We start from the raw sequence: 22,754 nt of genomic DNA on the forward strand, positions 1-22,754 counted from the left end.
GTGGCCTGCTGGCGGCCTTCGGCCGGCATCGACCACCCGCAGCCGTCCATTGCCAGCACCAACGGCTGTCGTTCAGCCCTCAGCTAGTCAAACGAAGGACATCCTGAAGGTAGCCACCGACTGCCTTTCCGGGATCGCTGTCAGAGGTGATCACCGTTAGGCCGCAGCGCTCGAAGAAGCCGAGCCGTCCCTGGTCGTCCGTGTGCTGGTCGGGCAGGCCGGCCACGTAGGTCAGGCCTCGCGCCGTTGCGTCCTGGGCGAAACGGTGCACCAGCATCCTTCCGACGTTTTGGCGACGGTTGTCAGGCAAGACGCCTAGGTTGCTGAGCCAAGCCTGAGGCATCTCGACGCCGGGAGGCACGTCGTCTGGGTAGCCTGCGTCAAAGGTGCCTTCAAGGGCACCGACGATGGTGCCAGAGGCATCTTCAGCTACGTAGACGACGTACTTGTTATCGTTCGACTCCATGCGCATGTAGTACACGTCGAGGCCGCATTCCTCGAAGAGGGAGATGTAGTGTTCTCGCTCGTCTCCCTGCGCCAACCGCACTGTCACGGGCTTCGAGAGTGGCATCTCCATTGGACTATTGGATCATCTTGGGGATGGCACCCGGCATCCACCGAGAGGCCGTGACGATCGCGGGGTAAGCAGACGCCGCCTGGGGCAGGGCGATCGGCTGCCGCGCCGCTTCGCGGCTTGCCATCGGGTACCGGGGTCCAGGCGCGCGGAGGGCCGACGACACGCCAAGCCGCCCCCGGCCCGAGGGCCGGGGGCGGTAAGCCGGACGCCGCCGGACAGCCGCGCGTCCAATGCGCCGCTGTGCCGCTGTGCCGCGTGCCAGTAGCCGGTGTCGCAGACGGTCAACAGCGGTCACGATCGGGCGCCACGTCACCGCCGCTGACCAGGCGATCCGGACAGATCACGACAACCAAAAACGATCTTCGAAACTGATGGTGTGGGGATCGCGGGCGAGAGAGCATCCTCTGATGCTGAGTTGCGTGGTGAATGACTGTGATCGTCCGGCGACGCGTGGAGAGGCGTGGACGGGCGAACTGCTTAAGGGGATCGAGCAGCTCGACGGGTGGGGCTGGCAGCCGCTTCGCGGGCCGGCCGGCTGACACCCGCAGTGCGTCATCCAGAAGTCAGCGGATCGTCAGCGAACGCCGTACCGCATGGTCCAACTCGATCATGCTCGACGGCACGACCGGTACGTCTGACCACGCGCCACGGCACTGGATCACACTCGCTGCTACGTCAGGTCACTTTCCCCCCGACGGGGGTCGTCCCTTTCTGCTGGAAACGCTCCATCGCGGGAGCGCCCCGGTGAAGAGGGCTGCTGCTCGGACGGGATCCCTCCACCTTGTCGCGGACCGTGCGATCGACGCGTGGCGTGTAATTTGCCAAGCGGGACGAGCTGGGGAGGGAACAGGTGGCTGCTGGCGGTTTCTCGTCGAAGCGCTTGGCTCGGCTGCAAGGGCTGCTTGAGCGCCACGTCGAGTCCGGCTTCGTCCCGGGCGTGGTGGTCGTCCTGGCCCGGCACGGCGAGGTGCACATCGAGGCGACGGGTCAGCTCGCGTTCGAGGGCCCAGGGGCGCAGACGTCGATGGCGGCCGACACGATCTGTCGCCTGGGCTCGATGTCGAAGCCGATCGTCGCCGCGTGTGCGATGACCCTCGTCGAGGACTGCACAGTCCGCCTCGATGACCCGGTCGACGATCTCCTGCCGGAGTTGGCGGACATGACGGTGCTCGCCGATCCGCACGGTCCGCTGGACGACACCGTCAGGGCGGAACGCCCGATAACGCTGCGGGACGTCCTGGACGGCACCCTTGGCACCGGCATGGTCCCCGCCGAGCCGGGAACCGTGCCGATCGCCGACGCGCTGGACGCACTCGAGTATCGGTCGCCGGACGAGTGGATCGGCCAGCTCGGTGCCCTTCCGCTCGTGCACCAGCCAGGTGAGCGCTGGATGTACGACACCGCCGCCAACGTGACAGGTGTGCTCATCGCCCGGGCCACCGGCATGTCCTTCGGCGACGCCATCCGTGAGCGGGTCTGCAAGCCACTGGGAATGGCCGACACCGCCTTCAACGTGGGTAGCGAGAGCATCGACCGGTTCGCGACGGCGTACGAGCAGGACAACGCCGCCACCGGCGAGCCGGTTGTCGAAGACGCCCCCGACGGGCGGTTCAGTCGACCGCGGATGTTCGAGTCCGGTGGCGGCGGTCTCGTCTCGACCGCCCAGGACTACCTCGCGTTCGCCTCGGCTCTGCTCGCTGGCGGCGCCCACGGCGGCGAGCGGGTGCTGTCGCGGCCGGCGGTGTCGCTGATGACGAGCGACCAGTTGACCCCGACGCAGAAGGCCGTCTCCGGGTTCTGGCCCGGCTACTTCGACGCCATCGGCTGGGGTTTTGGAATGTCGGTCCGGACCCGCCGTACGCACCTCGGGCCCTCGGTCGGCAGTTACGGATGGCCCGGCTTCTACGGCACCGCCTGGTACAACGATCCCGCCGAGGACCTGACGACGATCGTGTTCATGCAGCGGGCGCACGCGGGCGACCAGCGGCTGCCGATGTGGCAGGACTTCTGGACCACCGTCTACCAGGCGATCGACGACTGACCGCAACGCTCGTTCTCCCGCTGGGCGGCACCCGCCCTCGGCCGCGCGGTAATCCTCTGGTCCTCAGCGACACAAGCCAATGTGAGAGTCGCCGAGGCAATGGGGGTTCGGGTGGGTCCACCGAAGACGCGGGACGAGGGCTGGTTCACCAGCCTCTACGCCACAGAGTACGAGCACATAGTGCGATACGGCCTGCGCCGGCTCGCTGACCGGGATGCCTCGGCGGAACTTGCCCAGGAGGTCTTCGTCGTCGCCTGGCGTCGCCGCGCCGAGGTGCCGGAGCGCAGCCTGCCCTGGTTGTACGGGGTGGCCCGGCGCCTCCTCGCCAACCACTGGCGGTCGCGGCGGGCCGCACCGGACCTCCTCCCGATCACCGAAGTCGACCTCGAGCGACTGGCCGGATCGTCGGGTGCCGACACGGGCGTCGGGGTCGCCGACATCTGGACCGCCCTGGCCACCCTCAACGACCTCGACCAGGAAATCCTCCGGCTGGTCGGCTGGGAGGAGCTGACGGTGTCCGAGGCGGCCAAGGTTCTCGGTTGCACCGGGGCGACCGCCACAGTGCGCCTGCATCGCGCCCGCCGTCGTCTTGCCGAAGCGATGTCGGCCCGGCTCGCGCAGACCCGACGTCGACCGGTGTTGGCGACCATTCGAGAGGATCTGTGATGTTCGGAGCAGTGCGCACCCGTACTCTTCTGGGCCCGGCCGACCCGGCCCGGAACGTCGCCGTCGAGCCGCCGCTGGTCTCGGCGCGCGAACTGATCGACCGCGCCGACGCTACCGAAACGGTCGCCGGGCGTCGTCGCGTACGTCCGACCAGGCGGCTGGTCCTGACGGCCGGGACGCTGGCGGTCGCGGCCGGTGCCGTGGCGGTGCTCCAGCCGTTCGGTGCGGCCACACCGGACACCCCGGGGTCGGCGACGGGCACGGTACTCGTGCCGGTCGCGTACCAGTTCGACGCGGATCCGCCGGCCGCCGGTCCGCAGCTACGCATGCTTGCCGACAAGATCAAAGATGCGGCGTACGACCACCAGCGCGGACGCTACATGTACCACCACACGAAGGTGTGGGGCGATCCGGTGATGACCTCGGCCGACGGTCGCCACCTCGTCGCCTTCGCCGGCGAGACGAAGGTCTGGCAGGCCGCCGACGGGACCGGTAGCCAGGTCAACACCCAACTGGAGCCGCAGTACCCCGATCAGGAGTCACGGACCTACTGGCAGCGCAGACTCGACTCGCAGCCAGCGGCCGGCAGCACCCCCGCTCCCAACGGGTATCCGCTGCCGCCCATGGACCTCAGCCCACCGACGGCTGTCCCGTCCGAGCTGCGGGAACTGTTGAAGGTTGAGTACGGTCCCGCCGCGGCGAGCAAGGAGGTCAGCACGCTCTATGGCCGGTACGTCGTACCGCGTGCGACCCGTGCGGCGGTCCTGCGGGTCCTCGCCGACGTGCCCGGCTTCCGCTGGCGGGGGCAGGTCACGGACCGCGCCGGCCGACATGGAGTCGCCGTCACCTTCGACGACAGCGAACACGACGCGCAATCTCTTCTGGTTTTCGATCCGAGGACGGGCGAACTGCTCGCTCACGAGCGGTTGACGTTGTCGCTCGTGCGGATCAGCTCGTACCAGGTGATCCTCGACGCCGCCCGGACCGACCGGGTCGGCTGATCGCCGACGCTCGGGGCCGCTCCTTCCGGGAGCGGCCCCGCTGTCCTTTTCCGCAGCGGCAGTAGCTGCGGAGTTGCCCGCGCTCGTAGCAGATCAACTGTTCGAGTGGGGGTTATCCACAGCCCACCAGGTTGTCCACAGGCGACCACATCCGGACGGTCCGGGGGGCGGATTCCGAGCAGGGTCGGCGGCATACCAGAGCCCGACCGCTGGAGGCCGCGATGCCACCCCGTACAACGGTTCCGCCGATCCGCCGGCTCCCGCTTGTCGTCACCGGCGACGACGATCTGCTCGATGATGTGCTCCGGCTCGCCGCCGTCGGCGGGACCGAGGTGGAGCTCGCCCGCGATCCAGCGGCCGCCCGTACCCGGTGGCTTCCCGCGCCCCTGGTGCTGCTCGGTGCCGATCAGGCGCAGGCCTGCCTCCGCGCCCGGTTGCCGCAACGACCACGGCTGGTGCTGCTCGGCCGGGCTGGTCAGCTCGACCCCGGCTGGCAGATCGCCGAGCTGATCGGGGCCGAGCACGTCGCCACGCTGCCGGCTGCGGAGCCGTGGTTGGTCGACCGGTTCGCCGAACATGACCCGGACCGCCCGGTCGGCATCGGCGCCAGGGTCGTCGCGGTCTTCGGTGGTCGGGGCGGTGCGGGCGCGAGTGTGCTCGCCGGTGGTCTTGCGGTGACCGCCGCCCGGGCCCGGCTGCGCACCCTCCTGGTCGACGCCGACCCGCTCGGTGGTGGCCTCGACCTCGTGCTGGGCTGGGAGCAGTTGGAAGGCCTACGCTGGCCGTCCCTCACCAGCGCCGACGGGCGGGTGGACGCCCCGGCGCTGGTGCAGGCCCTGCCCAGCCGGGGTGATCTCGTGGTGCTCTCCTGGGACCGCGGCGAGATGCTGGCGTTACCGGCGACGGCCATGGCGGCGACAGTCGACGCGGCCCGGCGCGGGCGGGACTTCGTGGTGATCGACCTACCCCGACAGCTGGACGACGCGGCAGTGGTGGCGCTGCAAGCCGCCGACCAGGCGTTCGTCGTCGTGCCGGCCGAGTTGCGTGCCACCGCTGCGGCCACTCGGGTGGTGGCCGCTGCCGCCCCGCACTGCGCTGCGCTCGCTGTGGTGGTGCGCGGGCCTGCACCGGGGCGGTTGCGGGCGTCCGAGGTGGCACGCGCGTTGGGTCTCCCACTGGCCGGCACGCTGCGCCCCGAGCCGGGGCTCTGCCGTGGGCTGGAGCGGGGCGAGGCGCCGGCAGCCGGGGGCAAGGGCCCACTGGCCGCCCTCTGCCAACGGATCGTCAGCGACCTCACCGGCGTGCCCGCTGCGGGTGCGGCATGACCGCCGGGCCGGAGGACGGCACCCTCGCCGCCCGGGTGCGGCAGCGGATCGCCGCCGCCACCACCCCGGTCACCGCGGCGGCCATCGTCTCCGCGGTACGGGCCGAGCCCGCCGCCGCAGTGCTCGGTGACACCGCCATGCTGCGGATCGCCGACCGGGTGCGCGACGACCTCGTGGGCGCCGGGCCGTTGGCGTCGCTGCTCGCCGACCCGGAGGTCACCGACGTCCTCGTCAACGGCGCCCGGGTCTGGGTCGACCGAGGGTCGGGGCTGCACCAGGTCGCCGTCCCGGTGGGCTCGGTGGAGGACGTTCGCCGGTTGGCGCAGCGGCTGATCGCCAGCGCGGGGCGGCGGCTCGACGACGGCTCCCCGTACGCGGACGCGCGGCTTCCCGACGGCACCCGACTGCACGCCGTGCTGCCGCCGGTGGCGACCGACGGCCCCTACCTGTCGCTGCGAACCTTCCGGCACCGGCCGTTCACCCTCGACGAGTTGGTGCGCCAGGGCACCGTGCCGCGACCGCTGGCACCACTGCTCGCCGCAGTCGTCGCGGCCCGACTGGCGTACCTGGTGACCGGGGGCACCGGGTCGGGCAAGACGACACTGCTCAACACCCTGCTGGGGATGGTGCCGGCCACCGAACGGATCGTGCTGGTGGAGGACGCCGCCGAGCTGCGTCCGGGGCATCCGCACGTGGTGGGGCTCCAGGCACGTACCGCCAATGTGGAGGGCACGGGCGTGGTCAGCCTGGCGGACCTGGTCCGGCAGGCGTTGCGGATGCGCCCGGACCGGCTGGTGGTCGGGGAGTGCCGGGGCGGTGAGGTGGTCGACCTGCTGGCCGCGCTCAACACCGGCCATGACGGGGGTGCCGGCACCCTGCACGCCAACACACCGTCGGACGTGCCGGCCCGGTTGGAGGCCCTGGGCATGTTGGGTGGGCTGCCCCGCGCCGCGCTGCACGCCCAGGTGGCCGCCGCGTTGCAGGTGCTGTTCCAGGTGCGACGCGGCGACCGTGGTCGGGTCCTGGAGTCGGTCTGCCTGCTGCTGCCCGAGGGGCCCGATCGGATGGTGACAGTGGTGCCCGCCTGGGTACGCGGCAGTGGGCTCGGTCTCGCCGCCCGTGCCCTCGGAGCGTTGCTGCGCCAGCGTGGGGTGGCGGTCCCGCCCATCCTCAGCGAGCCCTGGCCCGGATCGGCGGGTCCGGCATGACCACCGAGACGATTCTGGTGGCGGCGCTGCTCCTGGTCGCCGCCGCCCTGGTGGCGTGGCCCGTGCAGAGCATTCGGGCCCGTCGACGTCGCGTGCTGGCACCGGGACGGAGGGGCGGCGGCGCCGATCCGGATGACGCCCTGGTGCGGTGGATCAGGGAGCTCGGTCGCACGCCGGACGGGCCGGTCGACGGCGCTGGCGCCGCCCCGACCAACGGCCATGCGGTCGGCATCGCGTTCGAGTCGGCACCTACCGCGGGTGCCAACGGAAGACGGACGGCACTCGGTTGGCCCGACCGGGACGTCACAGGCAGCCCGAGGTGGCCGGGAGCGGCAGGCGGGTTCACGCGTCCGGAGGGCCCGACGCGCCCGCCGGCCCGCAGGGATCTCCGACGCCCGACCGGCACCACCCGCCCCGAACTGGCCCCCACCATGCTCGACGCCGAACAACGGCCTGGCACCTCGGCGGCCACGACCACGATCGGCGTCAACGGTGTGGACGTGACCGGTCGGAACGACGTCGCCGGTCCGGCAACCGCAGACGGGCACGGCGACCTGGACGCTTGCTGTCGGGGCGCGTCCGCCGGGGCGGCGTCCGACGGGTGCGCGATCGCCGATTGCCGCGCTCACGGGCGCGTCGGCGCGACCGCCGGAAGGCGAGGTACGCCTGCGTCGTTGCGCATCTCGCGATCGACGGCCCGCGTGCTGCCGGTGGCCGGTCTGCTCGGCGGCTGTGTGGGTGCCGTGGTCGGGGGTCCGGTGGCCGCTGTCGCGATGGCCGGGTACGGCACGCTGGCCGTGCGCGCCGCGCTGCGTTGGCGAGTGAACCGGAGCGCCGAGCGGGACAGGCGACGTGGGCTGGACCAGCTCTGCGGCCTCGCGGCGGACCTGCGGGCCGGTCTGCCCGTGCCGCACGCGTTCGATGTCGCGGACCTTGAACGTGGAAGGGCGGACCGACTACATCAGTTGACCTCGGCGGCGGTGCGATTGGCCGACCGGACCGGCGCGCCGCTGGCGGAGCTCGTCGAGCGGATCGAGGCGGACGCCCGGGCGACCGACAGGGGCCTGGCCGCAGCGGCAGCCCAGGCGGCGGGTGCGCGGGCCACGGCCTGGCTACTCGCGGCGCTGCCGATTGGCGGGATCGGGCTCGGGTACGGGATCGGCGTCGACCCCGTGGCGGTGCTCCTGCACAGCACCGTCGGTGGAGCCTGCGCTGTCGTCGCGGTCGCCCTGCAGATCGTGGGCCTCCTCTGGGCAGAACGGCTGGGCGCGACACCGGGGCGGGCCGGATGACGGCCCGGAACCCGGCCGGCCACCTCAGCTCGGCGGGCCAGCCCAGCTCAGCCGGTCAGCCCAGCTCGGCGGGTCAACTCAGGGCAGCGGGCCTGCCCAGCCCGGCGGGCCCGCCCAGCTCGACCAGTCGGCGACGGCCGGACGTGATCCGGCTCGTGGCGGTGTTGGCCGGGCTTGCCGTGGCCATCGTCGTCGAGGGTTGGCTCGGGCTGCTCGGCGCTTTCCCGGCCGCGTTCCTGCTCGATGTCCTGCTGCGGCGGATCGAGTCGCCCGCCGTGCGTAGGCGGCGGCAGCAGGAGGCTGCTGACCTGCCGCTCGCCGCCGACCTGCTGGCGGCGGCGATGCGGGCGGGCGCGCCGGTGGATCGCTCGGTGCTGGCCGTCGCCGAGGCACTGGACGGGCCGCTCGCCGGCCGGTTGGCCCGGGTTGGCCGCACGCTGCTGCTTGGTGGTGGCCCAGCGGAGGCATGGTCCGCGCTGAACGGCGTGCCCGGCGCTGAGCGCCTGACCGCGGCGGCGTTGCGCTCGGCAAACAGTGGTGCCGCCCTGGCCGGCGCACTGACCCGGCTCGCCGACGACCTGCGCGCCGACCGGGCCACCGCCGCCGAGGCATCGGCCCGTCGGGCGGGCGTGCTCATCGTCCTGCCGCTGGGGCTCTGCTTCCTGCCGGCGTTCATTCTCGCCGGCCTCGTGCCGGTGATCGTCGCCGTTCTCGGCGATGTGCTCTGACCCATCGAGAAGGGAAACAGTCATGCGCAAACTCATCGCTCGCCTGCGCGGCGATGCCGGAATGAACACGGCCGAGTACGCCGTGGGCACCCTCGCCGCGGTCGCCTTCGCCGGGATCCTGTTGAAGGTGCTGACCTCCGGCAACGTCCAGTCGGCGCTGACCGCCGTCATCGACCGGGCACTGAAGTGATCGGGCGCCGGCAGGCCGGCCGGGTCCCGGGGTCTGAGGTCGCCGCACGCACGTTCGTCGGCAGCCGGACATTGCGTCTCGTCGGCGGGGTATCCGGCGACGAGCGGAGATTCGTCCGGGCATCCGGCGGTGGTGAGAGGGAATTCCGCGCCGACGCAGACCGAGGGTCCTTCACCGCCGAATTGGCGGCCGGCCTGCCGGCGCTGCTTCTACTCCTGCTCGCCGGTCTGACCGCAGTCAACGCCGTCAGCACCAGGGCTAGTTGCCTACACGCGGCCCGGGAGGCGGCGCTGGCCGCCGCTCGGGACGAGGCGGACAACAGCGGCGGTGGATACGCGGCACCGTCGGGCGCGGAAGTGTCGGTGTCGATTGACGGGGGTCGCGCGCAGGCGACGGTTCGGGCACCCGTGCGTGCGCTGGGCGGCCGACTGCCGCGGATCACAGTGGTCGCCACCGCCGTCGCGGCACTCGAACCCCGCGGCGGAGAGGGAATGCCGTGATGCCGGGACCTGACAACGAGCGGGGTGGGGCGACCGTAATCCTGCTGGCAGTGGGGTTGGTGTTCGTGCTGATGGGCACGTTCGGCGCTGCTGTCGCCGGCGCTGCGATGGCGGCTCAGCGGGCGGCGGTAGCCGCCGACCTGGGGGCGTTGGCCGGGGCCGCCAAGGCGCTCGATGGCGAGGCGGCGGCGTGCGCGTCAGCTGTGGACATCGCTGTTCGCAACGGCGCGCGGCTGGTCGGCTGTCGTCTCGACGGGCTGGACCTGCTGGTGACCACCGAGGTGACTGTCACGCCACTGCCCGGCCTGACCCGGGTCGCGGCGTCGACGGCCCGTGCCGGGCCGGTGCGGGGGTGAGTGGTCGGCCCAGTGGGCGCTACGACGAAGCCAGTGGGGCCACGACGAAGCCAGTGGGCGCTACGACGAAGCGAGAGCCTCGGCGATCATTCGGTGCCCTTGGGCCTCGAACGACTCGTCGCCCACGCGGTAGGCCCAGGCTGCGGTGCCGATCGCCTCGCGGACTCGGGTGCGGTGCCAGGCGGGCGTCCGGCGCGGATCGGCCCCGTACCCGTCGAGGAACGCGCTCTCAAGCTGCGAGTCGCGGCGGAAGTCCTGGACCGACAGCCGGGTGAAGTCCGTGTAGGCGGGGCGCATCGCGGCGCGACCGAAGTCGATGATGCTGACGGTGCCGTTGTGGACGAGCCAGTTCCGGGGCTGCCAGTCTCCGTGGGTCGGCACGAGCAGCGCTGCCGGCGTGGGCCAACTGCCTATCTCGGCGCGCAGCCGGTGCACAGTGCTCGAAGCGATTCGGTGCGCTCCGTCGAGCCAGGTGAGCGACTTTCGGTTCTCCCGCTTCTCGTAGCCGTCGTCAGTGATGCGGGTCTGCGCGTGGAGCAGTGCGAGCAGTTCGCCCGCCTCCCGGTAGGTCGCGGGAGTATTGGCGTGTTCACTGCCCAGCACCAGCTCACCCGGCAGGTATCTCGTGACGAGTAGTTTCGCCGCCGCGTCGCCATGCTCCATGATCGGCGCGCGGCCCAGCCTGGTCCACGGGCTCAGCCAGTTGAGGTGGGCGTGAAGTTCGCGTTCGACGTGATGGTCATCGTCGCCGCCGGCTTTGACGATGAATAGTGACCCGGCGTACGCCATCTCCAGGACAGTGGTCTGCACCAGGCCCCAACTGTGATCCCGCTCGACCTTGGCACCGGGAAGCCATTTCTCCAACAGGGCCAGTTGCCGCACGGAGAGATTGGCGAGTCCAGGGCCCATGGCGGGAATCCTAGAAGAGGGAGGACCCGAGCCGAGCCAGCCGCAGCGGGCCCGTGAACCCGTGCCGTGCCACGGCAGGGCAGGGCGCGGGCAGCGGCAGGGCGCGGGAAGGGCAGGGAGCGGGCGCAGGGCGAGGGCGCAGGGCGAGGGCGCAGGGCGAGGGAGCGGGGCAGCGGCAGCTTGCCGGCCGGGGCACGGGCAGCGGAGGCCCAGGCCCCGGCCAGCGGGCAAACGGGGGGTGAGGCCGGGTGTGTCAGCGGGCCTGGAGCGCGTCGAGGGCGACGGCCATCGCGATGACCAGGCGGCGGTCGATCTGCGGGTTCTGCACCTCGACGACGTACTTGTCGCGCAGGCCCCACTTCTTGACCACGGTGAATACCGGCTGGCCGCCCGCGGTGAAGTCGAAGTGGTACGGCAGCCAGGACAGCGAGTCGACGAATCGACGCAGCAGTGCCACCGGCATGCTGCGCTCCTGGCCCGTCACCTGCGGCAGGCCGGCCTGCTCGACGTGCCAGGTGGAGCGCAGCAGCGACTGGGCGAAGTCCTTGCGGAACAGGCCGATCGGGTTGCCGGCCGCGTCGGTGACGTCGTACGTGGCGCCGAGGTCGATGCGCTGGCGGGCCTTGAAGCCGAGCAGGGGCTGCTGCTTGGAGTCATCCGTGTAGATGGTCACCTGCTCCTTGAAGGCGAGCCGCTTCTGCTGCGCGAACGCCAGCAGCTCACCCTCGGTGCCGTCGGGGGCGACCGCCCGGACCTCGTACTGGTTGACCATCATGCGCAGTCGCTGGCGGATGTGGAACTGGTGCTGGCCCTGCAAGTTGTCGAGCTGCATGTGCACTCCTCTGGGGGTTGGTGCGCCGGAGTCTCGCACAGCCCGACAACCGTCGCGCCCCCTGCTGTCCATGATCAGTTGCGGCTGGGTAGCCGTCGAGCCCGTTGGACGACTACCCAGCACGGAGTGATCACCGGTGCCCTTGCAGGATCACTCCCGGCGACCTCAGCGACTGTCGACGGAGGTCACGGTCCGCAGCGACCAGGTGTTGAGCACCTGGTGAATGCCGCGCAGCCGCTCGTTGATCTGTTCCAGCCGTTCCGCCTGGGCCAGGGCGGCCAACGCCGACCCCAGCGCGATCTGCTGGTCGAGGGTGAGATTGTCCTGGTCGATGGTGTAGAGCAGGTCGACGGTCTCGGCGATGGTGTCGGCCACAGCTTCTCCTCGGGCACGGGGGGCGATCAGCAACATGGGCATCGATGGAAGCGCTCCCACATCATTGTGCCCCGTGCCATGCCGATTCATGCAAGCCGCTCAGTCCGGCAGGTTCGTCAACACCACGTCGAGCACCCGGATCGCGTCCGGCTTGGAGAGGGGATTGTTGCCGTTGCCGCATTTCGGTGACTGCACGCAGGACGGGCATCCGGTCTCGCAGCCGCACTCGGCTATCGCGTCCCGGGTGGCCCGCAGCCACGCCGACGCCGTCCCGTACGCCCGCTCGGCGAACCCGGCGCCACCCGGATGCCCGTCGTAGACGAAGACGGTCGGCGCCTCGGTGTCCGGGTGCACGGCGGTGGAGAGTCCGCCGATGTCCCACCGGTCGCAGGTCGCCATCAGCGGCAGCAGGCCGATCGCGGCGTGTTCGGCGGCGTGCAGCGCACCCGGCACGTCGGCCGGCTGGACCCCGGCGGCGGCCAGCGACTGCGGTGACAGGGTGAACCAGACCGCCACAGTGCGCAGCTCCCGGGTGGGCAGGTCCAGCGGCCGGGTGTCGATCACCTCCCCGGTGGCGATTCGCCGCCGCTGGTACGACACCACCTGGCTTGTCACATCCACCTCGCCGAGGAACATGCCGACCGGCCCGGCGTCCACGTAGGAGCGCACCGACACCACTGACAGGTCGGTGACGTCGCGGGCGTGGGTGGACCAGTCCGGCTCCTCGGCGCGTACCAGCGCGCAACCGTCGACCAGGTCGAGCTGGTCGACCACGTACGAGACGCCCTGGTGCAGATAGACGGCGCCGGAGTGCAGCAGGAAGTGCGACGAGCCGCCGTCGACAGTGCCGAGCAGTCGGCCGGTCGACGACTCCACCACGGCGACCGGAGCGCCGCCCTCGCCGCGCAGGTCCACCTCGGGCCGCTCCCGGTGCCGCCAGTACCAACCGGTGGGCCGCTGCCGCAGCGCCCCGGCCGCGACCAACTGGTCGACCGCCTCCTTCGCCCCCTCGCCGAAGAGCACCAGGTCGGCCGGGGTGAGCGGTGCCTCCACCGCGGCGCAGGCCAGTTGCGGTGCCAGCACGTACGGGTTGGCCGGGTCGAGCACCGTCGCCTCCACCGGCGCGCCGAAGATCGCCTCCGGGTGGTGCACCAGGTAGGTGTCCAGTGGGTCGTCCCGGGCCACCAGCACCGCGAGGGCCTCCTGCCCGGAACGCCCGGCGCGGCCCGCCTGCTGCCACAGCGACGCCCTGGTGCCCGGGTAGCCGCAGATCAGCACCGCGTCGAGCCCGACCAGGTCCACGCCCAGCTCCAGCGCGTTGGTGGAGGCCAGGCCGAGCAGGTCGCCGTGCAGCAGGGCCCGTTCCAGCTCGCGTCGCTCCTCCCGCAGGTAACCGCCCCGGTAGGCGGCCACCCGGTCGCCGAGCCCCGGAACGGCGTCGTCCAGCGCTCGACGCGCGTTGGCGGCCACCACCTCGGCACCCTTGCGGGAGCGGACGAACGCGAGGGTGCGTACCCCCTCGGCGACAGTGTCGGCGAGCAGGTCCGCGGTCTCGCGCAGCGCCGACCGACGGACCTGGTGAAGTTCGTCGTGCTCGCCGGTCGCCTGCGGCGGCACCGGCGAAGCGGCCGACGAGTCGGGTGGCAGCAGCGGCGGTTCCCAGAGCGCGAAGGTCACCCCGCCACGGGGGGAGGTGTCCTCGGTGACCGCTGTCACCGGCAGGCCGGTCAGCCGTCCGGCCGCGGTGGCCGGGTCGCCGGAGGTGGCCGAGGCGAGCACGAACACCGGGGTGGCCCCGAACCTGGCGCACTGCCGACGCAGCCGACGCAGCACGTGCGCGACGTGCGAGCCGAACACGCCCCGGTAGGTGTGGCACTCGTCGATCACCACGTACGCGAGTCGGCGCAGGAAGCCGGACCACTGGGCGTGCCCGGGCAGGATGCCGTGGTGCAGCATGTCCGGGTTGGTCAGCACGAACCGGGAGTGCCGCCGGATCCACTCCCGCTCGGTGCGCGGAGTGTCCCCGTCGTAGCAGGCGGGGCGTACGCCCTCCAGCTCCAGCGCGGCGACGGCGCGCAACTGGTCCGCGGCGAGCGCCTTGGTCGGCGCCAGGTAGAGCACTGTGGCCCGGGGGTCGGCGAGCAGTGTGGCAAGGGCGGGCAGCTGGTACGCCAGTGACTTGCCGGACGCGGTGCCGGTGGCGACGACCACGTGCTGGCCCTCGTACGCAAGGTTGGCCGCCTGGGCCTGGTGCTGCCAGGGCGCGACCACGCCGCGTCCTGTGAACGCCGCGCGCAACTCCGCAGGTGCCCACGACGGCCACGGCGCGGGCACACCGGCGCGGGCCGGCACCCGCTCGACGTGGGTGACCGGGTCGGCGGCACCCCGGGCGCGTAGCCGGCGCAGCAGGTCGGCCGGCGCTGGCCCAGGGCCGGGACCAGCGGATACGGTGGCCGCGGACGACGACTCCAGGTCGTGGCGCGGCGTGCCGCGCGCGGAGCTGAAGTCGTTGGAGGTCACGCCCTGCACTCTCGCACTGGTGTTCGGAGATGAAAAGTCGGACACCGGGGTAAAGGGAAGCCTCCGCTGGCGTCCGCAGGCCGTCCCGGCGGTAGTGGTTAGATGCCCACGAGAGTTTACGGCTCTGGCGAGGAGGACCGATGGAGCTGTCACTGGCGACCCGCACCGTGGGCGAGCACACGGTGCTCGAGGTCGGTGGTGAGGTGGACGTCTACACCGCGCCCCGGCTCCGTGAGCGACTCCTCGAACTGATCGACGGTGGCGCCCGTCACGTGGTGGTCGACCTCGGTCGGGTGGACTTCCTCGACTCCACCGGGCTGGGCGTGCTGGTCGGCGCGCTCAAGCGGCTCCGCTCGACCAGCGGTTCGTTCGCGCTGGTCTGCGACAAGGAACCGCTGCTCAAGATCTTCCGGATCACCGCGCTGGACCAGGTGTTTCCGCTGCACCCGACGGTCGACGCGGCGATCAGCGCTGACTCGGCGGGCGCCGGCGCGTGATGGCCACAGTCAAGCTCTCCTTCTCGCCCGCTCCGGTGCACGTGCGCACCGCCCGCCTGGTCGGCGTCGCCGTCGCCCGGCGGGCCGGGGTGCGGGAGGAACTGCTGGACGAGGTGCGCCTGGCCATCGGTGAGGCGTGCACGCGCGCGGTGGCCCTGCACCGGCAGTACGGCCTGGCCGACCCGGTGCTGGTGGAGATGTCCGACGGTGGCTCGTACGCCGTGCGGGTGGTGGACCGGGCGCCGATCGAGGCGGGTATCGGTCTGACCGCGCTGCCACCGGACGAGCTGGCCAACGAGTCGCTGACCGATGAGGCGCTGACCACCGGCGTCGGCTTCGCACTGCTCGCCGGTTTCGTCGAGGATCTCCAGGTGCGCCCGGTCGACGAGGGCATCGGCACCGAGGTACGGATGGTGTGGCCGGTCGGCCGCTGACCAGTTTCGCTGCGTAGGCCGCGTCCCCTGCTGGGGATGCGGCCTTCTTTGCATGGATGGGGCCCTATATCAGATTTCGTTTCATAACACAGCGACGAAGATCATCGCGACACGGTGCCACCTGGGTGTGACCTCCAACACTGCGGAGGGCTACAGTACCCGGGTTGTCAGCAAGTGACCTATCCCGCAGCCAGCGGGTATGGGTGTTCATCGCTGGTCCGCTGGTGGGTTGGCGCGCGCTTGCGAGTCCGCATCCAGGCGTCGGTCAGTGCGTCTCCACTCACCGGCGCGATTGTTCGGTAACAGGAGGACACAGATGTCCGAGACCTTGGCCGCCGACGGCGGCGGGCTTTCCCTTACCGGAAGCAATGTCACCTACGTCGTCATCGCCGCGGTTGTCGCGCTGGTGGCACTCGGTTTCGCTGCCGCCCTGACAAAAACGGTGCTGGCCGCTGGTAAGGGCACCGAGAAAATGCAGGAGATCTCGGGGGCGGTCCAGGAGGGCGCCTCGGCCTACCTGCTCCGGCAATTCCGCACCCTGGCGATCTTCGTCGTCATCGCCGTCGTGCTGCTCTTCCTGCTTCCGGTGCACGACACCGATGGCAGTGAACTCGCTGTGAAGATCGGCCGCTCACTCTTCTTCGTGGTGGGCGCCCTGTTCAGCGCGTTCATCGGCGGCGCCGGCATGTGGCTGGCCACCAGGGCCAACCTGCGCGTGGCCGCCGCCGCGAGGGAGCGGGCAGGCGGCCGCGAGGCGGCCATGAAGATCGCGTTCCGAACCGGGGGGGTCGTCGGCTTCTTCACCGTCGGCCTCGGCCTCTTCGGTGCCGCGCTGGTCGTCCTGCTCTACCGGGGTGACGCGCCGACGGTGCTGGAGGGCTTCGGCTTCGGCGCCGCGCTGCTCGCGATGTTCATGCGGGTCGGCGGTGGCATCTTCACGAAGGCCGCCGACGTCGGGGCCGACCTGGTCGGCAAGGTCGAGCAGGGCATCCCCGAGGATGACCCACGCAACGCCGCCACCATCGCCGACAACGTGGGCGACAACGTCGGTGACTGCGCCGGCATGGCCGCCGACCTGTTCGAGTCGTACGCGGTGACGCTGGTCGCCGCGCTGATCCTCGGCCGCGCCGCGTTCGGCGAGGAGGGCCTGGTCTTCCCGCTGATCATCTCCACCATCGGCGTGCTGATCGCGATCGTCGGTGTCTTCATCACCCGGCTGCGCGCCTCCGACCGCAACGCCCTGACCGCGATCAACCGGGCCTTCTACCTGTCGGCGGTGCTCTCCGCTGTGCTGGTGGCGATCGCCGCCTACGCGTACCTGCCGGCGACCTTCGGCGAGTTCGACAGCGGGCTCACCGACGCGCCCGGCAACCCCCGGCTGGTCGCCATCGGCGCGGTGGTCATCGGCATCGTGCTGGCCGCCGCGATCCAGGCGCTGACCGGCTACTTCACCGAGACCAACCGGCGCCCGGTGCAGGACATCGGCAAGAGCTCGCAGACCGGTGCGGCGACAGTGATCCTGGCCGGCATCAGCATCGGCCTGGAGTCGGCTGTCTACTCGGCCCTACTGATCGGCGCCGGCGTCTTCGGGGCGTTCCTGCTCGGCGGCAGCTCCATCACGCTGTCGCTGTTCGCTGTGGCGTTGGCCGGCACCGGCCTGCTCACCACCGTCGGCGTGATCGTCGCGATGGACACCTTCGGGCCGATCTCCGACAACGCGCAGGGCATCGCCGAGATGTCCGGTGACCTCGACGAGCACGGCGCTCGCACGCTGACCGAGCTGGACGCGGTCGGCAACACCACCAAGGCGATCACCAAGGGCATCGCGATCGCCACGGCGGTGCTCGCCGCGACCGCGCTGTTCGGCTCGTACACCGACTCGCTCCGCAGCGCGTACGCGACGGCTGGCGTGGGCGACGTCGGGACGGAGATCCTCAACTCGCTGAACGTGGCGAACCCGCGCAACCTGGTCGGCCTGATCATCGGCGCGGCGGTGGTCTTCCTCTTCTCCGGGCTGGCCATCAACGCGGTGTCCCGCTCGGCCGGTGCCGTGGTGATGGAGGTCCGCCGGCAGTTCCGTGAGCTGCCCGGCATCATGGACGGCACCCAGCGCCCGGAGTACGGCAAGGTCGTCGACATCTGCACCAGGGACGCACAGCGTGAGCTGATGACCCCCGGCCTGCTCGCCATCCTGGCGCCGATCGCTGTCGGCTTCGGCCTCGGGCCCGGCGCGCTCGCTGCGTACCTGGCCGGTGCGATCGGTGCCGGCACCCTGATGGCGGTGTTCCTGTCCAACTCCGGTGGGGCCTGGGACAACGCCAAGAAGCTGGTCGAGGACGGCGCGTACGGGGGCAAGGGCTCCGAGGCGCACGCCGCCACTGTCATCGGCGACACCGTCGGTGACCCGTTCAAGGACACCGCCGGCCCGGCGATCAACCCGCTGATCAAGGTGATGAACCTGGTCTCGCTGCTGATCGCGCCCGCGGTGGTGGCCTGGAGCGTGGGCGACGACCGCAACGTCGGCCTGCGGGTCGGCATCGCGCTGGTCGCGACGCTGATCATCGTGGCGTCGGTGGTGTTCAGTAAGCGCAAGGGCATCGCGATGTCCGACTCGGACGTCGATGGCAACACCGGCGCGGGCAGCACCGATCACCGCCCGGAGACGGTCAACGCCTGATCCAGGAACGGCCCGGGGTCCCCGGTCGACGTAGCCCGTCGACCGGGGACCCCGGCCGTCCGGCCCGATGCCACACCTGGCCAAAGGCCGTACGCTGCAACGCATGCGTACGTGCCGGGCGTCTGCCGCCGGAAAGTTCACGGTGGTCCTGGCCACGATCGTCGTCCTGGCCGGCTGCGGCGGGGGTCCCAGCCCACGGGCCTGGGCGGCCTCGGTCTGCGGTGCCCTCACCCCGTGGCGCTCCGAGATCAACAAGCTGACCAGCAGCACTGACGAGCAGATGACCGCGCAGACCACGCCGGCGCAGGCCAAGGAGAACCTGGTGCGGCTCTTCGATGGGGCGGAGCAGGCCAGCGAGGCCGCGCGCCGCAAGGTGGAGAAGGCGGGCATCCCGGAGGCGGAGAACGGCGAGGCCATTTCCGCCGGATTCCGTGGCTCCCTGGGAAAGATGCGGGACGCGTACGGTCGCGCCCGGGACACCATCGACGGCCTGGCCACCGGCGAGCCGACAGTCTTCTACGACGGGGTGCGGGCCGCCGTGGAGACCCTCAACAAGGAGTACGACGCCAGCGCGCTGGACACCAGCAAGCTCAACTCCGAGGAGTTGAAACAGGCATTCGACGAGGTGCCGGAGTGTCGCTGAGCGGGCTCGGTGACACCGGGAAGGCACAGCCGCCCCCGGCGCTGTTCCCCGCGCCCGAGTCCGACACGCCCACTCCCGGGCGACGCCGCGGCGGCGTGCCGCAGGCCGGCCCGGCGCAGCGCGGCTCCCCCCAGCAGGGTGACGATGCGGGCCGGCAACTTGTCTTCTTCGGCGCGGACGCGGCCGAACCGACAGTCGCCGACCTGGCCGGGTTGCTCGCCGGGCCGGGTGAGGTGGTCCGGATGGGCGGCACCGCCCGGCTCTCGGTGCAGGTGGACGCCGCCTGGCGAGTGCACGTGCTCGTCGCCGAGCTGGCGTCGCGTGGGCTGGCGGCCAGTTGGGAGCCGACCGAGGGCGCGCGACACGCCGTTCGTACCTCGTACACCCGGGTCTTGAAGCCGCTCGCGGCCGCCTGGCTGCACGGTACGACGAAACGCCCGCCGGACGCGTTCCACCTGACCGGTCGACGGTTGCGGCTGTGGCTCGCCGCCGCCGGGACGGCGGAGCCTCCGGACTGCTTCCTGTTACGGCTGGGCGCCGACGACCAGGAGTGTTGGGAGTCGATCGGCGTGGCGCTCGCCTCGGCGGGGCTGGCCGGAACGCTGCTCGGCCCGGGTGAGGGCGGCCCGGCGTACCGGATCACCGGCCGCCGCCGACTCTCCCGGCTGGCCGAGCTGGTCGGCGCGCCGCCGCCCGCAGCCCCAACCAACACCTGGCCAACCTGACCCCCGGGTCGATCATGGAGTTGCGGTGGGGGACGTATTGCTCCTCCGGGGTTAAAACGCCCACCACAAGTCCATGATCGACGCGATTGGGCGGTGCCGGCCGGGTGTCCGGTGCCGGACAGCGGGCGGGTCGATCCAGGCGGAAAACGGGCGGGTCGGGTCTCGGTGGTGGGTCCGCCATCGTCACAGTGACCCGCTTCGAGCCCTACCCACGGTGTACGGTGGCGCCGTCCGGCAGTGCTGAGCGCGGTGGGGCGGCGTCGACCGCCGCGTCGAAGCGTTTTGCGGCCCGCGAAACCCGAAACGCGGGCGGCGCGTTACGTTGGACATCCGGACCGCCGGTGCGACGGCGGGGTCGAAAGCGGTCGCTGTCCGGGCGCCGGCAGACCACGAGCAGGAGTGAGGTCGGGGAGAGACGTGCCGAGCAACGCTGGAACCACCCGTCTGGTCATCGTCGAGTCACCGGCGAAGGCCAAGACGATCTCGGGCTACCTTGGCCCGGGGTACGTCGTGGAGGCCAGCTTCGGTCACGTCCGCGACCTGCCGCGCAACGCCGCCGACGTGCCGGCCAAGTACAAGAAGGAACCCTGGGCCCGGCTCGGGGTGGACGTCGACAACGGCTTCCAGGCGCTCTACGTCGTCTCCGCCGACCGTAAGCAGCAGATCAGCAAGCTGGTGAAGCTGGCCAAGGAAGTCGACGAGATCTTCCTGGCGACGGATGAGGACCGCGAGGGCGAGGCGATCGCCTGGCACCTGGTCGAGACGCTCAAGCCCAAGGTCCCGGTCAAGCGGATGGTCTTCCACGAGATCACCAAGCCGGCGATCCAGGCGGCGGTGGCCAACCCCCGGGAGATCGACCGCGATCTGGTCGATGCCCAGGAGGCGCGCCGGATCCTCGACCGGCTGTACGGCTACGAGGTCTCCCCGGTGCTGTGGAAGAAGGTCATGCCGCGGCTCTCGGCAGGCCGGGTGCAGTCCGTGGCGACCCGCATCGTGGTCGAGCGGGAGCGGCAGCGGATGGCCTTCCGCACCGCCGAGTACTGGGACATCCTGGCCACCCTCGCCGTGGCGAACGCCGGTGAGGGGCCGCGAAACTTCAACGCCACGCTGATCGCGTTGAACGGTGACCGGATCGCCACCGGTAAGGACTTCGAGCCGACCACCGGTCGGGTTCGGGCCGGCGCCGGGGTGGTGCACCTCGACGAGAGCGGCGCCCGTGGCTTGGCGGCCCGGCTCGACGGACGGCCGTTCACGGTCACCCGGGTCGAGGAGAAGCCCTACCGCCGTCGCCCGTACGCGCCGTTCATCACCTCGACCCTCCAGCAGGAGGCGGCCCGCAAGCTGCGCCTGTCCTCGCAGCAGACGATGCGCACCGCGCAGCGCCTGTACGAGAACGGCTACATCACCTATATGCGTACCGACTCGGTCAACCTGTCGGAGACCGCCATCTCGGCGGCCCGCCGACAGATCGTCGAGCTGTACGGCGAGCGCAGCGTTCCGCCGGAGCCGCGCCGCTACACCGGCAAGGTGAAGAACGCGCAGGAGGCGCACGAGGCGATCCGCCCGGCGGGGGACAACTTCCGTACCCCGGGCGAGGTGGCCAAGGAGCTGTCCGCCGAGGAGTTCAAGCTCTACGAGCTGATCTGGCGGCGCACCATCGCCTCGCAGATGACCGACGCGGTCGGCTCCAGCGTGTCGGTGCGCATCCGGGCGGTCTCCACCTCGCAGGAGGAAGCCGACTTCGGCGCGACCGGCAAGACCATCACCGACCCGGGCTTCCTGCGCGCCTACGTCGAGTCCAGCGACGACGAGAACGCCGAGGCCGAGGACGCCGAGCGCCGGCTGCCCACCCTGGTCAAGGATCAGCCGCTGACCGCCGACGAGCTGGCCGCGCAGGGTCACCACACCCAGCCGCCGTCGCGCTACACCGAAGCGTCGCTGGTCAAGGCCCTGGAAGAGCTGGGCATCGGCCGCCCGTCCACCTACGCGTCGATCATGCAGACGATCCAGGACCGGGGGTACGTCACCAAGCGCGGCCAGGCGATGATCCCGACGTTCCTGGCCTTCGCGGTGATCGGGCTGATGGAGCGGCACTACCCACGCCTCATCGACTACGACTTCACGGCCACGATGGAGAACGAGCTGGACGAGATCGCCGGCGGTGACCACGCTGCTGTCGACTTCCTCACGGCGTTCTACTTCGGCAGCTCCAACGGTGCCGGCGACCAGGACATCGCCCGTTCCGGCGGGCTCAAGAAGCTGGTCACCGAGAACCTCAGCGACATCGACGCCCGCAGCGTCAACTCCATCCCGCTCTTCACCGACGACGACGGCCGCGAGGTCGTCGTGCGGGTCGGCCGCTACGGGCCGTACCTGCAACGGGAGTTGCCCGGTGGCGAGCAGCCGGCACCGGCCGCCGAGGGCGAGGAGGGTGGCTCCCAGGGTGACCGGGCGCCGATCCCCGAGGGCCTGGCCCCGGACGAGCTGACCCCGGAGAAGGTGCACGAGCTGTTCCTGGGCGGCAGCGGCGAGCGCAAGCTCGGCGACGACCCCGGCACCGGCGAGCCGATCGTGCTCAAGTCCGGCCGGTTCGGGCCGTACGTGTCAAGCGGCGAGCGGAAGTCGTCGCTGCTGCGGACGCAGACGCCGGACTCGCTGACCCTGGAGGAGGCGCTCAAGCTGCTCAGCCTTCCCCGGCTGATCGGTGTCGCGCCGGACGGCGTCGAGGTCTTCGCCAACAACGGCCGCTACGGCCCGTACGTCAAGCAGGGCGAGGAGTTCCGTTCGCTGGACTCCGAGGACAAGATGTTCACCGTCACGCTGGACGAGGCGCTGGCTCTGCTGGCCGCCCCGAAGGCGCGTGGACGGCGAGCCGCGGCGCCGCCCCTGCGCGAGATGGGCGTGGACCCGGCGACCGAGAAGCCGATGGTGATCAAGGACGGCCGGTTCGGCCCGTACGTGACCGACGGTGAGTTCAACGCGTCGCTGCGGCGCGGGCAGACGCCGGAGGCGCTGACCATCGAGGAAGCGTCCGAGATGTTGGCCGAGAAGCGGGCGAAGGGTCCGGCGCCGCGGAAGAAGGCGGCGGCGAAGAAGGCGCCAGCGAAGAAGGCGACTGCCACGAAGAAGACGGCCGCCGCCAGCAAGTCCACCGCCGCGAAGAAGACCACCACTGCCAAGGCGACGGCGGCGAAGAAGGCTCCGGCGAAGAAGGCCGCCCCGCGCAAGGCAGCTACCAGCACCGAGTAACTCCCGTCC

Annotated in this window: 21 protein-coding genes; 16 read left to right on the forward strand and 5 right to left on the reverse strand. The window is 71.1% G+C overall.

Annotated features, from left to right (window positions below; all coding sequences use genetic code 11):
- Positions 1-79: 79 nt before the first annotated feature.
- Entirely contained in the window at positions 80-577 is a 498-nt protein-coding gene (locus AB0K35_RS12180) for a GNAT family N-acetyltransferase (protein WP_363885146.1), read from the reverse strand.
- An 850-nt stretch (positions 578-1,427) separates the two neighbouring features.
- On the opposite strand from AB0K35_RS12180, the gene AB0K35_RS12185 reads away from it, so the two are divergent.
- From AB0K35_RS12185 to AB0K35_RS12230, 10 genes are all read left to right on the forward strand, one after another.
- Positions 1,428-2,618, forward strand: a complete 1,191-nt coding sequence (locus AB0K35_RS12185; RefSeq protein ID WP_363885148.1) for a serine hydrolase domain-containing protein — start codon at positions 1,428-1,430, stop codon at positions 2,616-2,618.
- A gap of 111 nt (positions 2,619-2,729) precedes the next feature.
- Entirely contained in the window at positions 2,730-3,284 is a 555-nt protein-coding gene (locus AB0K35_RS12190; protein ID WP_363885150.1) for a sigma-70 family RNA polymerase sigma factor, read from the forward strand.
- Positions 3,284-4,285 carry a CU044_5270 family protein gene (locus AB0K35_RS12195; protein WP_363885151.1) on the forward strand — a complete coding sequence of 334 codons (1,002 nt, stop codon included), beginning with the start codon at positions 3,284-3,286 and terminating at the stop codon, positions 4,283-4,285. Before AB0K35_RS12190 ends, AB0K35_RS12195 begins: the two co-directional genes overlap by 1 nt.
- A gap of 221 nt (positions 4,286-4,506) precedes the next feature.
- Positions 4,507-5,610 carry a septum site-determining protein Ssd gene (gene ssd, locus AB0K35_RS12200; RefSeq protein ID WP_363885153.1) on the forward strand — a complete coding sequence of 368 codons (1,104 nt, stop codon included), beginning with the start codon at positions 4,507-4,509 and terminating at the stop codon, positions 5,608-5,610.
- Entirely contained in the window at positions 5,607-6,818 is a 1,212-nt protein-coding gene (locus AB0K35_RS12205) for a TadA family conjugal transfer-associated ATPase (protein WP_363885155.1), read from the forward strand. Before ssd ends, AB0K35_RS12205 begins: the two co-directional genes overlap by 4 nt.
- Positions 6,815-8,110, forward strand: a complete 1,296-nt coding sequence (locus tag AB0K35_RS12210) for a hypothetical protein (RefSeq protein ID WP_363885157.1) — start codon at positions 6,815-6,817, stop codon at positions 8,108-8,110. The genes AB0K35_RS12205 and AB0K35_RS12210 overlap by 4 nt, the downstream gene beginning before the upstream one ends.
- Entirely contained in the window at positions 8,107-8,838 is a 732-nt protein-coding gene (locus AB0K35_RS12215) for a type II secretion system F family protein (RefSeq protein WP_238668792.1), read from the forward strand. The genes AB0K35_RS12210 and AB0K35_RS12215 overlap by 4 nt, the downstream gene beginning before the upstream one ends.
- Positions 8,839-8,860: 22 nt before the next feature.
- Positions 8,861-9,028: a DUF4244 domain-containing protein gene (locus AB0K35_RS12220; protein WP_081883916.1), complete on the forward strand. Its 168-nt coding sequence runs from the start codon at positions 8,861-8,863 to the stop codon at positions 9,026-9,028.
- 71 nt (positions 9,029-9,099) lie between these two features.
- Positions 9,100-9,528 carry a TadE family type IV pilus minor pilin gene (locus AB0K35_RS12225; RefSeq protein WP_274525631.1) on the forward strand — a complete coding sequence of 143 codons (429 nt, stop codon included), beginning with the start codon at positions 9,100-9,102 and terminating at the stop codon, positions 9,526-9,528.
- Positions 9,528-9,884 (forward strand): Rv3654c family TadE-like protein, encoded by a 357-nt coding sequence (locus tag AB0K35_RS12230; protein WP_363885159.1) that lies wholly within the window; start codon positions 9,528-9,530, stop codon positions 9,882-9,884. The genes AB0K35_RS12225 and AB0K35_RS12230 overlap by 1 nt, the downstream gene beginning before the upstream one ends.
- A 60-nt stretch (positions 9,885-9,944) precedes the next feature.
- Here the strand turns inward: AB0K35_RS12230 and AB0K35_RS12235 are convergent, their stop codons facing one another.
- The 4 genes from AB0K35_RS12235 to AB0K35_RS12250 form a co-directional block, all read right to left on the reverse strand.
- Positions 9,945-10,793: a phosphotransferase gene (locus tag AB0K35_RS12235; protein WP_363885161.1), complete on the reverse strand. Its 849-nt coding sequence runs from the start codon at positions 10,791-10,793 to the stop codon at positions 9,945-9,947.
- A gap of 253 nt (positions 10,794-11,046) precedes the next feature.
- Complete coding sequence (locus AB0K35_RS12240; protein ID WP_238668797.1) at positions 11,047-11,625, reverse strand: hypothetical protein; 579 nt, start codon at positions 11,623-11,625, stop codon at positions 11,047-11,049.
- 165 nt (positions 11,626-11,790) lie between these two features.
- Positions 11,791-12,000: a hypothetical protein gene (locus tag AB0K35_RS12245; RefSeq protein WP_238668798.1), complete on the reverse strand. Its 210-nt coding sequence runs from the start codon at positions 11,998-12,000 to the stop codon at positions 11,791-11,793.
- Between the two features lie 99 nt (positions 12,001-12,099).
- On the reverse strand, positions 12,100-14,520 hold the full coding sequence (locus AB0K35_RS12250) for a DEAD/DEAH box helicase (protein ID WP_363885163.1): 2,421 nt from the start codon (positions 14,518-14,520) through the stop codon (positions 12,100-12,102).
- A 140-nt stretch (positions 14,521-14,660) separates the two neighbouring features.
- Between AB0K35_RS12250 and AB0K35_RS12255 the strand changes: the two genes are divergently transcribed.
- The 6 genes from AB0K35_RS12255 (at position 14,661) to topA (ending at position 22,745) form a co-directional block, all read left to right on the forward strand.
- Positions 14,661-15,017 (forward strand): anti-sigma factor antagonist, encoded by a 357-nt coding sequence (locus AB0K35_RS12255; RefSeq protein WP_238668801.1) that lies wholly within the window; start codon positions 14,661-14,663, stop codon positions 15,015-15,017.
- Positions 15,014-15,451, forward strand: a complete 438-nt coding sequence (locus AB0K35_RS12260) for an ATP-binding protein (protein WP_238668803.1) — start codon at positions 15,014-15,016, stop codon at positions 15,449-15,451. Before AB0K35_RS12255 ends, AB0K35_RS12260 begins: the two co-directional genes overlap by 4 nt.
- Before the next feature lie 316 nt (positions 15,452-15,767).
- Entirely contained in the window at positions 15,768-18,128 is a 2,361-nt protein-coding gene (locus AB0K35_RS12265; RefSeq protein ID WP_238668804.1) for a sodium-translocating pyrophosphatase, read from the forward strand.
- A gap of 103 nt (positions 18,129-18,231) precedes the next feature.
- A complete protein-coding gene (locus AB0K35_RS12270; protein WP_238668805.1) occupies positions 18,232-18,771 on the forward strand; it encodes a hypothetical protein in 540 nt (179 codons plus the stop codon).
- A 95-nt stretch (positions 18,772-18,866) separates the two neighbouring features.
- Positions 18,867-19,496 (forward strand): hypothetical protein, encoded by a 630-nt coding sequence (locus tag AB0K35_RS12275; protein ID WP_363885282.1) that lies wholly within the window; start codon positions 18,867-18,869, stop codon positions 19,494-19,496.
- 417 nt (positions 19,497-19,913) lie between these two features.
- The gene (topA, locus tag AB0K35_RS12280) at positions 19,914-22,745 is read left to right on the forward strand and encodes a type I DNA topoisomerase (protein WP_238668806.1); all 2,832 of its coding nucleotides are present in this window, start codon (positions 19,914-19,916) and stop codon (positions 22,743-22,745) included.
- Positions 22,746-22,754 lie beyond the last annotated feature (9 nt).

The sequence above is a fragment of the Micromonospora sp. NPDC053740 genome, from assembly GCF_040677775.1.
Lineage (GTDB): Bacteria > Actinomycetota > Actinomycetes > Mycobacteriales > Micromonosporaceae > Micromonospora > Micromonospora alfalfae.